The sequence below is a fragment of the Streptomyces sp. NPDC085946 genome (assembly GCF_044540485.1).
Classification (GTDB): Bacteria; Actinomycetota; Actinomycetes; order Streptomycetales; family Streptomycetaceae; genus Streptomyces.
Genome location: NZ_JBITSF010000048.1, coordinates 16,751 through 29,074 on the forward strand (window position 1 = coordinate 16,751; position 12,324 = coordinate 29,074).

A 12,324-nucleotide genomic window follows, 5' to 3' on the forward strand; every position below is an offset into this window, starting at 1 on the left:
CCCCCCATGCAGCATACGAGGTGAGAGCGCAGCACGAAGTGCCCTGGTGAAGGGGGTCCCTGCATGATTGACGCTGAATCGACCTTGTCAGTTTGCGATACGTGCGGTAAGCGGTTTCGCAAGAAGGGTGCGGGCGGAGCGGGGACCAGGAAAACGCCTCCCAGATATTGCTCGAATGCCTGTCGTCAACGCGCCTACCGGCAGCGGCTGAAAACCGACGCGGCGAGCGGCACGGCTTTGCCGGGAATACCGGCCCGATTGAGCAGCTTCATCGGCCGCTCCGACGAACTGGTCGAGTCGAGGCGTCTTCTGCGCACCACACGCCTGCTGACCCTGACCGGTCCGGCCGGCGTGGGCAAAACCCGCCTGGCGCTCGAACTGGCCGGGCTCGAACAGCGCGGTGGGCGCAGCGAGGTGTGCCTGGTGGATCTGGCCTCGGCCGGCACCGGCGAAGAGGCGCGGAAACGTATCGTCTCCGGTCTTGCCGGGGACCGGGACGGACGGGGCACGTCGGCGGCGCACCGTCGTGCCGTGGACGCCGACCGGGAACGGCTGCTGATCCTGGACAACTGCGAGCACCTGCTCGACGCCTGTGGTCCGCTCCTCAGCGGGCTGCTTCCCCGCCGTCCGGAGCTGCGCGTGCTGGCGACCAGCCGTGAGCCGTTACGGCTTCCCGGCGAAACGGTGTACTCGGTGACCGGTCTCGGCCTGCCGGACCACGAGGGCGGCGTCTCACTCGGCGGCCTGCTCGGCTCGGACGCCGTCCGGCTCTTCGTCGACCGGGCCCGGGCCGCCTCCAGCGCGTTCGAGCTCACCGAGGAGAACGCCGCGCACGTCGCCGCGCTGTGCGCCGGGCTCGACGGGCTGCCGCTGGCGCTGGAACTGGCGGCCGGCCTCGTCCGGGCCTTTCCGCCGGCCGCGCTGTGCGACCGGCTGGACGACTGCCTGTCCCTGCTGACGTGCGGATGGCGTACGGCGGACCCGCGCCATCAGAGCCTGCGGTCCGCGCTCGCATGGAGCTACGACCTGCTGACGCCGGCGCAGCGGTCCCTGTTCCGGTCGCTCTCGCTGCTCCCGGGCGGTTTCGGGCCGGGCGCGGCCGCGGCCCTCGCCGTGGGCAGGGGCATCCCCGCGGCGGCCGTACCGGAACTGCTGGCCGCGCTCGAAGCCAAGTCCCTCATCACCGCCTGTGCCGACCGGGCAGGTTCCGCCCGGTTCCGGATGCTCGCCCCGACCCGGTGCTACGGGCGGGAGCGGCTCCGCGCCGAGGGCGAGGAGGCGGCGGCGTACGGCAGGCTCGCCGAGTGGCTGGCCGAACTGGCCCGTCCGCTGCGGGAGACGGCGGTCACGCCCGTCGGGACCCGTCGGCGGTTGGCGGCGGAACGCGACACCCTCACCCGTGTGCTGGAGTGGCTCGGCGCCGGCGACGATCCGCGCCGGCTCCTCCTCGCCGGCGCGCTGGCCGTGGCGGACCTCCACCGGGGACGGCCGGCGGAGCAGGCACGGACCCTGCTGACCGAGGTGCTGGACAGTACGGACCCGGCAGCGGACGACCGCAGTGTCGCCCTCGCGGCGGCGGCGGGACTCGCGGCGGAGCAGCGGGAGTCGGACGTGGCGATCCGCCTGGCGGCCGAGGCCGTCACGCTCGAACGCGGCCGCGCCCGGCGGAACGACCCGCTGCTCTGCCGGGCACTGCTGGTGCTGAGCGCCGCACGGACGCACCGCGGCGACCGGGGGACGAGCGCGGACCTTCGGGAGTGCCGGGAGATCGGCGAACGGATCGGCGACCCGGTCGCGGTCGCTTTCTGCCTGACCCTGCTCGCCTGGCAGGCACTCCCGGGCGGCGACGCCGCCCGGGCGGCACGCCGGCTCGACGAGGCCCTGCCGGTGCTCAGGGCCCAGGCGGTCCCCGTCCTGCTGCGCATGACGCTGTTCGCCGCGGGCGTCCTCGCCCTGGAACGGGACGAACCCGCCCAGGCGGAGGCGCACTTCACCGAAGCGCTGAGCTGCACGGACCACCCGGGCGGAGGGAGCCTCGCGCTCTGGGGACTGGCCGTCGCCGCCGTGCGCGACGGGCGCTTCGAGCGGGCCCTGCGGCTGTGCGCGGCCGCCGAGACGCACGGCCCGTCCGCGGTCTCCGCGCTGCCGCCCTGGTTCCGCGCACAGGTGGAGGAGGCGGCGGACACGGCGCGCCGGGCGCTGCCCAAGGCGCGGGCCGAGAACGCGCTCGCGGCGGGACGGGAACTGCAGTCACGGCAGATCCTGTCCTACGCGCGGCACGGACGGCTGAGTGTCCCGGCCCGGCCGCAGGACGTCGTGGGCGGCGCGCGGGGCGCACCCGCCGGCGACGACCCGCTCAGCCCGCGCGAGTGGGATGTGATCACCCTGGTCACCACGGGACTGACCAACCGTCAGATCGCGGCACGCCTGCACCTGTCGGTGCGCACCGTCGAGACGCACGTCCGCAACATCCGTACGACGCTCGGCCTGCGCTCGCGGACCCACGTCGCCGCGTGGGCGGCCAGGCAGGCGGGATGACGCACGTGAGCGCCGAGGGAACCGGAGCGGAGCCACGAGCCGTGCGGGGACCGGGACGTCGGCGTGGCTACGGCCGATGGCGGCACCCGGAAGCGGACGGGGCCCCCGCGCCTCTTCCGCTTCCCCCGCGCCTCTTCCGCTTCCCCCGCGCCGGGAGCGTGGCCAGGGCGTTCCGCGACCGGGCCGAGGCGCCGCCGGCCGCCGCCCCGCCCGGTCACCGCGATCGGCGGTGACCGGGAACCACGCGCCGCTCCGGAGGAACCCGCCGGCTGGACGGGACGGCCGGGCGGGCGCCGGACGTGTGCGTGCTGCCGGGAGGCCGTTTCTCCCCGCACACCCGGCGCAGGCTGCTGCCGGCGCAGATCGGGGTACGTTCGGTGAGCGGCCGCGCACCGCGTCACGGGCGAGGGCCGTGTGACGTAACGGCGGTGATTGCGGATGTGGCCGTTCCACCCCCAGCGGATTCTTGACAAAGCACGACGCTCCACGGTCCGCCCGGAGGAGGACCACCCGCCATGCACCCTTTCGACGACGCAGGGGGCGTGCGCGTCGCTCCGGTGAACCGCGCAGGGCCCGCGCGCCTCACCGCGCCGACGGCCCGCCACCGGCCGTGACCGCCGGTCACCTTCTCGTCCTCGTCCCCCTGCCACGTCCGCGGGGTCCGGGCGGCACGCGCCCGCCGCGCCACCGCCCGGCGAAGTCGCCGACGGTACCCACCACCTGCCCTGCCGTCCGGCGGGCGCTGTGAAGATTGGATGAGTAGTGTCCGGTACTCTGCCCCGCAGTTGGCCCCTGTCGTCGGCGCAGCGCGGGATCTGGTTCGCGCAGCAGCTCGATCCGGAGAGCCCGGCGTACAACACCGCGGAGTACCTGGAGATCGACGGCCCGGTCGACGTCCCCCTGCTCGAAACCGCGGTGCGGCAGGTGGTCGAGGAGACCGACACGCTCAATGTGGGCTTCGTCCAGGACGATCAGGGCCCGCGGCAGGTGTACGGGCCGGCGGGCGACTGGCCGTTCGCCGTCCTGGACGTCAGTGCCGAGCCCGACCCGCGAGCCGCCGCCGAGAGCTGGATGAGGGCCGAGGCGGCCCGGCCGGTGAGTCTCGACGCCGGCCGCACGTTCACCCTGGCGCTGTTGCGGGCCCGGCCCGACCGGTACTTCCTCTACCTGCGCGGGCACCACCTGGTCACCGACGGGTTCATGTGCGCGCTGTTCGCCCACCGGGTCGCCGAGGTCTACACGGACCTGGTGAACGGGGCACCGCAGCGCGAGGACGACAGCGGCTCGCTCGACCTGCTCCTGGCCGACGACGCCGCGTACCGGGCCTCGGAACGGTTCGCGCGGGACCGGGACCACTGGCTGGCCAGGGCGGCCGGCCGTCCCGACGCGGTCAGCCTGGGCGGGCGGGCGGGCGGCCTCTCGCACGGCTTCCTGCGGCACACCGCGCACCTGCCGGCCGCGACCTCCGACGCCCTGCGCGCGCTGGCCCGCCGATCAGGGGTGGGCCTGCCGGTCCCGCTGATCGCCGCCACCGCGCTGTACCTCAGCCGGATGACCGGCGCGGAGGAGGTCGCCCTCGGCGTCCCCGTCGCCGCGCGCACCGGCACCGGCCGCGGCATCCGGGGCCCCATGTCCAACGAACTGCCGCTCTGGCTGGAGGTCCGGCCGGGCATGAGCGGCCGGGCCCTGATGCGCCAGGTGTCCCACGAGACACGGCAGTTGCTCAAGCATCAGCGGTACCGGTCCGAGGACCTCGGCCGCGAGCTCAACACCGTGGGCAGCGGCCGCCGCCTCGTCGGCCCGACGATCAACATCATGGCCTTCCCCTACGACCTGGTCTTCGGCACGGCCCGGGCCACCACGCACAACCTGTCGATCGGACCCGTGCACGACCTCTCCGTCCGCGTCGACGGCCGGGCGGGCGACGGCACGCTGCGCATCGACTTCGACGCCAACCCCGCCGTCTACGACGCCGCCGGGAACGCCACCCACCAGCAGCGCTTCGTCCACCTGCTGGAGGGCCTCGCGGGCACCGACCCGGACCGGCCCGTCGGCGGGCTCGACCTGCTGCTGCCGGGCGAGCGCGACCGTGTGCTGCCGGCCCCCGCCGCTTCCGGCGCCGGCACCCCGGCCCGGGCCCTGCCGGAGCTGTTCGAGGCCCGGGTGGCCCATGCGCCCGGTGCCGTGGCCGTCATCTCCGGCGACACGGAGCTGTCCTACGCGGAGCTGAACGGCCGCGCGAACCGGCTGGCGCGCCGGCTGGTGAGGCAGGGGGCCGGGCCCGAGCGGCTGGTGGCGGTGGCGCTGCCGCGCTCCGCCGACCTGGTGGTGGCGCTGCTGGCGGTGGTGAAGACGGGCGCGGCGTACCTGCCGGTCGACCCCGCCTACCCGGCGGACCGGATCGCGCTGATGTTCGCCGACGCCGCCCCGGTGTGCGTGGTCACCACGACGGACCTGGCCCCGCGCACACCGTCCGAGGCGGCCCCCCTCGTGCTCCTCGACGACGAGGCCACCGCCCGTGACCTCGCCGCCGAGTCCGCCGACGACCTGGCCGACGCCGACCGGACCGCACCCCTGGACCCCCGGCACCCGGCATACGTCATCTACACCTCGGGATCCACCGGCACACCCAAGGGAGTCCTGGTCCCGCACCGCAACGTGGTGCGGCTGTTCACCGCGACCGAGCAGTGGTTCGGGTTCGGCCCGGACGACGTGTGGACGCTGTTCCACTCCTTCGCCTTCGACTTCTCCGTCTGGGAACTGTGGGGACCGCTCCTGCACGGCGGCCGGCTGGTCGTGGTCTCCCAGGAGGTCTCCCGTTCCCCCGCCGCCTTCCTCGACCTGCTGGTGTCCCGGCGGGTGACCGTGCTCAACCAGACGCCGTCGGCCTTCTACCAGCTGATGCGGGCCGACCGGGACGCCCCGCAGCGCGCGGCGCGGCCGGCGCTGCGGACGGTGATCTTCGGCGGTGAGGCGCTGGAACCGGAGAGGCTGCGGGAGTGGTACCTGCGGCATCCCGCCGACGCCCCGCGGCTGGTGAACATGTACGGCATCACCGAGACCACGGTGCACGTCACCTACGCACCGCTCGGCGAGGAGGACACGGACACCGCGGCGCACCGCGGTCTGATCGGCGAGACGATCCCCGACCTGAGCGCCTACGTGCTCGACGCCGGCCTGCGGCCGGTGCCGCCCGGTGTCGTCGGCGAGCTGTACGTGGCGGGCGCGGGCCTGGCGCGCGGATACCTCGCCCGGCCCGCCCTGACCGCCGGCCGGTTCGTGGCGAACCCCTTCGGCCGCCCCGGCGAGCGGATGTACCGAACCGGGGACCTGGCCCGCCGCGGCGCGGACGGCCGGCTCGCCTACGCCGGGCGGGCGGACGACCAGGTGAAGCTGCGCGGCTTCCGCGTCGAGCCGGGCGAGATCGAGGCGGTGCTGGCCCGGCACGGGACCGTGGCCCGGGCCGTCGCCGTGGTGCGGGAGGACCGCCCCGGCGACAAGCGGCTCGTGGCCTACGTCGTCCCCGACGCCGGCGCCCGGCCCGACCCCGAGGAACTGCGGGCGCACACCGGCCGCAGCCTGCCCGAGCACATGGTCCCGGCAGCCGTCGTCGTGCTCGGCGAGCTCCCCCTGACCGTCAACGGCAAGCTCGACCGCGCCGCCCTGCCGGCCCCGGTGTTCACCGCGCGGGAAGGACAGCGCCCGGCGCGCGACACGACCGAGGAACTCCTGTGCGCCCTGTTCGCCGAGGTCCTCGGCGCCGACGAAGTGGGCGTCGGCGACAGCTTCTTCGACCTCGGCGGGGACTCACTGCTGGTCACCCGGCTGCTGAGCCGGATCCGGACCGCGCTGGGCGCCGAACTGCCCCTCCGTACCGTCTTCGAGACACCCACCGTGGCGGGCCTCGCCGCCGCGCTGGAGCGGGAACGCGGACACGCCCGCCCGCCGGTACGGCCCGCCGGGCGGTCGGGAACGCTGCCGCTGTCGTTCGCGCAGCGCAGGCTGTGGTTCCTGAACCGGCTGGAGGGGCCCGAGGCCGGCGCCGCCTACAACATGCCGTTCCTGCTGCGGCTGGAGGGCGCACTCGACCGGGCGGCGCTCCGGGCGGCGCTCACCGACGTGGTGGCGCGCCACGAAAGCCTGCGCACCGTCTTCCCCGAGACCGACGGGGCACCACGCCAGGTCGTGCTCGACCGCGGAACGAGCACCGTCGCCCTGCCGGTACGCCCCGTCGCACCCACCGAACTGGACGAGGCGCTGACCGCCGGCGCCGCCACCGGCTTCGACCTGACCACCGAACCGCCGCTGCGCGCCGAACTGTTCGCCCTCGGCCCGGACCGGCACGTCCTGCTGGTGGTGGTGCACCACATCGCGGGCGACGCGTGGTCCATGGTGCCCCTGGCCCGCGACCTGTCCACGGCCTACACCGCCCGCTGCCGCGGCGAGGCCCCGCAGTGGCCCCCGCTGCCGGTGCAGTACGCCGACTACGCGCTGTGGCAGCGCGAACTCCTCGGGGACGAGGGCGACGCGGACAGCGTCGTCTCCCGGCAGGTGGCGTACTGGGCGCGTGCCCTGGCCGGACTCCCCGCCGAACTGGACCTGCCCGCCGACCGCCCGCGCCCGGCCGTGGCCGGCCACCGCGGCGGCACCGTGCCCGTGCGCATCGACACCGGCCTGCACCAGCGGCTCACGGCACTGGCCGACGGCCACGGAGCGACGCTGTTCATGGTGCTCCAGGCGGGCCTGGCCGCCCTGCTCACCCGGCACGGGGCGGGCACCGACATCCCGATCGGGTCACCCGTCGCGGGACGCACCGACGACGCCCTGGACGACCTGGTCGGCTTCTTCGTCAACACCCTGGTCCTGCGCACCGACACCTCCGGAGACCCCGCCTTCGCCGACCTGCTCGCCCGGGTACGGGAAACGGACCTGACCGCCTACGCCCACCAGGACGTGCCCTTCGAGCACCTGGTCGAGGTGCTCAACCCCGCCAGGTCGCTGAGCCGGCACCCGCTGTTCCAGGTGATGCTGACCTTCACGAACGGGTTCGACGCCCGGATCGAGCTGCCCGGCCTGGACACGGCGGCCGAGCAGGTCGACTCGGGCGCCTCCAAGTTCGACCTGGCGTTCAACCTGACCGAGTCCACCACCGGCCGCGGCACGCCGGGCGGCATCGACGGGTACGCCGGGTACAGCGGCGACCTGTTCGACCGGGGCACCGTCGAGGCCCTCGTGGCCCGCTTCGTACGCCTCCTGGAAGCGGCCGCCGCACAACCGGGCCGGCCCATCGGCGCCCTGGAGATCCTCGGAGAGACCGAACGGCACCGCCTCCTGACCGAAGGGAACGACACCGGCACGGCGGCCGCCACGCCCGTACTGCTGCCGGCGCTGTTCGAACGGCAGGCCGCGGCCACCCCGCGGGCCCGCGCGGTGGCCGCACGGGACGCCGAGCTGTCCTACGCGGAGACCGACGCGCGGGCCAACCGCCTGGCCCACCTGCTGATCTCCCGCGGAGCCGGTCCGGAGCAGACGGTCGCCGTCGCGCTGCCCGGCTCCGCCGAACTGGTCGTGACACTGCTCGCGGTGCTCAAGGCGGGCGCCGCCTACCTGCCCGTCGACCTCGCGCACCCCGCCGCCCGCGTCTCCCACCTGCTCGACGACGCAGCCCCCGCCCTGCTCGTGACGACCGGCGAGGCCGCGGCCGGCCTCCCGGAAACCCCCGGCACCGTCCGCCTGCTGCTCGACGACCCGGCCGTCGCGGGGGAGTTGCGGCAGCAGCCCGCGCACCGCCCCACCGACGCCGACCGCGTCGCCGCCCTGCTGCCGGACCACCCCGCCTACGTCATCTACACCTCGGGCTCCACGGGCGAGCCGAAGGGCGTCGTGGTCGCACACCGCGGCCTGGCCGGCTACGTGACCCGCGCCCGGCGCACCTACACCGGCCTGGACGGGACGGTCCTGGTCCCCACCCCGCTGTCCTACGACCTGTCCGTCACGGGCCTGTACGGCGCGCTGACGTCCGGCGGCTGCGTCATCGTGGCCGAACTGGACGACGACCCCTGGCTGACGGCACAACTGGCCCGCACCCCGGCCACGTTCATGAAGGCCACCCCGAGCCACCTGGGTATCCTCGCCGCCCTGCCCGCCGGGTTCGCACCGGTGAAGCAGCTCATGCTCGGCGGTGAGGCACTGCCGGCCGGACCGCTGCGGGCCTGGCGCGAGCAGCACCCCGACGTGGCCGTCGTCAACCACTACGGCCCCACGGAGACCACCGTGGGCTGCCTCGACCTCCACCTCGCCCCGGGTGAGGAGCCGACCGGAACGGTGGTCCCGGTCGGACGCCCGATGACGGCCATGGGCGCCTATGTCCTCGACCCCCGGCTCCAGCCGGTGCCGCCCGGCGTGGTCGGGGAGCTGTACATCACCGGGCCGCAGCTCGCCCGCGGCTACCTCGACCGTCCCGGCCTGACCGCCGAGCGTTTCCCGGCGAACCCCTTCGGCCCCGCGGGCTCCCGGATGTACCGCACCGGCGACCTGGCGCGCCGGACCGCGGACGGGCAGCTGGTGTTCGCCGGCCGCGCCGACGAACAGGTCAAGGTGCGGGGCCACCGCATCGAGCTCGGCGAGATCGAGGCCGCGCTGTCCGGCCACCCCTCGGTGGCACAGGCGGCGGTCACCGTCCGCGAGGACCGTCCGGGGGACCAGCGGCCGGCGGCCTACGTCGTGCCGGCCGGCCCCACCGGCGCGGACCCGCGGGAGCTGCGCGAGTACCTGGCGGAACGGCTGCCCGACGTCATGGTCCCCGCCGTGTTCACCACCCTCGCCGCGCTGCCGCTGACCAGGAACGGCAAGGTGGACCGGCGGGCCCTGCCCGCACCCGCCCGGGCACACGTGAACCCGGGCCGGTCACCGCGCACCCCGGAGGAGGAGATCCTCTGCGGGCTGTTCGCCGAACTGCTCGACGTCACCGGGGTCGGCGTCGACGACGGGTTCTTCACCCTCGGCGGCCACTCCCTGCTCGCCACCCGCCTGGTCAGCCGCATCAGGACCGTCCTCGGAGCCGAACTGCCCATCCGTGCCGTGTTCGAGACGCCGACGGTCGCCGGACTCGCCGGCCGGCTGGACGGCGGGCGCGGCCGCAGGCGCCCCCCGGTCCGTCCGTTCACACGACGCCCCGAAACGGTCCCGCTGTCCTTCGCGCAGCGCCGGCTGTGGTTCCTGCACCGACTGGAAGGGGCGAGCCCGAACTACAACCTGCCCTTCGTCGTGCGGCTGGAAGGCGAGCTCGACCGGGCCGCGCTCGGCGCGGCCTTCGACGACCTCGTGGCCCGGCACGAGGTGCTGCGCACGGTCTACCCCGAGGTCGACGGGACCCCGCGGCAGGTGATCCTCGCCCCTGAGCCGGCCGCGGCCGGACTGCCGGTGACCGAGGTGGACGAAACGGGGCTCGCCGCGGCCGTGGCCGCCGCCGCGGCCCACCGGTTCGAGCTGACCGCCGAACCACCGGTGCGAGCCGAGCTGTTCGCGCTCGGGCAGGACGTCCACGTGCTGGTGGTGGTCATCCACCACATCGCCGGGGACGGCTGGTCCAACGGACCGCTGGCCCGGGACCTCTCCGAGGCCTACGCGGCCCGCCGCTCCGGCCGGGCCCCGGCATGGGAGCCGCTTCCCGTCCAGTACGCGGACTACACCCTGTGGCAGCGGGAGCTGCTGGGACGCGAGGACGACCCGGACAGTGCCGTCGCCGGACAGCTCGCCTACTGGACGGAGGCCCTCGACGGCCTGCCCGAGGAACTGAGCCTGCCCGCCGACCGGCCCCGCCCCGCGGTCGCCGGATACACCGGCGGGGTCGTACCGCTCTCGATCGACGCCGAACTGCACGCCCGCCTGGACGGGCTGGCCCGCACGTCCGGCGCCAGCCTGTTCATGGTGCTCCAGGCCGGACTCGCGGCACTCTTCACCCGCCTCGGCGCGGGCACCGACATCCCCCTCGGCAGCGCGATCGCCGGCCGTACGGACGACGCGCTCGACGACCTGGTCGGCTTGTTCCTCAACACCCTGGTCCTGCGCCTGGACACCTCCGGCGACCCGCGCTTCGACGAGCTGGTGGCCCGGGCCCGCGAGACCGCCCTGCGCGCCTACGCCCACCAGGACGTGCCCTTCGAGCACCTGGTCGAGGCGCTCAACCCGCCCAGGTCCCTCGCCCGGCACCCGCTGTTCCAGACCATGCTCACCCTGCACAACAACGCCGAGCCCCGGCTCGACCTGCCCGGCCTGCGGGTCAGCCCCGACCTGGCCGAGGCCGGCGCGGCCAAGTTCGACCTCACCTTCGACCTCGTCGAGGCTCGTGGCCCGGCCGGCGAACCGGAAGGACTCCGCGGCCGCCTGGAGTACAGCACCGACCTGTTCGACCAGGACACGGTCGAGTCGCTGGCGGCTCGTTTCGTGCGGCTGCTGGAGATGGTGGCGGCTGACCCGGGTCGGCGTGTGGGGGAGCTGGAGCTCCTTGACGGTGCCGAGCGTGAGCGGGTGCTGGTGGGGTGGAACGACACCGCGCGGGCGGTGGCGGGGTCCACGTTGCCGGAGCTGTTCGAGGCGCAGGTGGCGCGGACCCCGGACGCGGTGGCTGTCACAGCTGATCAACGCACCTTCACGTACGCGCGGTTGAATGCGTGGGCGAACCGGCTGGCGCATGCGTTGATCGAGCAGGGGGCTGGTCCGGAGCGGGTGGTGGCGGTGGCCCTGCCGCGTTCGGTGGAGCTGGTGGTGGCGTTGCTCGCGGTGGTGAAGTCGGGTGCGGCGTATCTGCCGGTGGACGCGGAGTATCCGGCGGAGCGGATCCGTTCGATGCTGGACGACGCCCGTCCGGTGTGCGTGGTGGACGACCTTGCTCAGGTGCGGGATACGGGCGAGTGGCCGGAGACGGATCCGGTCGTGTCCCGTGAGTCGTCGCATCCGGCGTATGTGATCTATACGTCGGGTTCGACGGGGCGTCCCAAGGGTGTGGTGGTGCCGCACGCGGGGATCGTGAACCGGTTGGTGTGGATGCAGGCGGAGTACCAACTGCTGCCGGGTGAGGGGGTGTTGCAGAAGACCCCGTTCGGTTTCGACGTGTCGGTGTGGGAGTTCTTCTGGCCGCTGATAGCCGGTGCGCGGTTGGTGGTGGCGCGTGCGGAGGGGCACAAGGATCCGGCGTATCTGGTGTCGGTGATCCGTGAGCAGGCGGTCACGACGGTGCACTTCGTGCCGTCGATGCTGCGGGCTTTCGTGGACGAGCCGGGGGCGGTTGAGTGCGCGGGGCTGCGCCGGGTGTTGTGCAGTGGTGAGGCGTTGCCGGCGGATCTGGCGGCGCGGGCGCAGGCGGTACTGGGCCGCAAGTTGCACAACCTGTACGGGCCGACCGAGGCATCCGTGGACGTCACCTCCTGGGCGTGCGCGGAAGGCGAGCAGGGTGTGGTGCCCATCGGCCGTCCGGTGTGGAACACCCAGGTCTACGTCCTGGACGCCGATTTCCGGCCCGTCCCGCCCGGTGTCACAGGTGAGCTCTATCTTGCCGGTGACCAGTTGGCGCGGGGCTATCTGGACCGGCCGGGGCTGACGGCGGAGCGGTTCCTGGCCAACCCCTTCGGTCCCGTCGGCTCGCGGATGTACAGGTCCGGTGACCTGGCTCGTTGGCGGGCGGACGGGGTGTTGGAGTTCGCCGGGCGGGCGGACGAGCAGGTCAAGCTGCGTGGGTTCCGGATCGAGCCGGGTGAGATCGAGGCGGTGCTGGCCGGGCACGAGGAC

Annotated in this window: 2 protein-coding genes; both read left to right on the plus strand. The window is 74.2% G+C overall.

From position 1 onward, the window contains the following. The first annotated feature begins 258 nt into the window (after nucleotides 1-258). Nucleotides 259-2,538, plus strand: coding sequence for an ATP-binding protein (locus ACIF8T_RS39495; RefSeq protein ID WP_400042197.1), 2,280 nt, complete (start codon nucleotides 259-261; stop codon nucleotides 2,536-2,538). A gap of 762 nt (nucleotides 2,539-3,300) precedes the next feature. Then, the coding region (locus ACIF8T_RS39500; protein WP_400042198.1) for an amino acid adenylation domain-containing protein at nucleotides 3,301-12,324 on the plus strand (9,024 nt) is incomplete at its 3' end.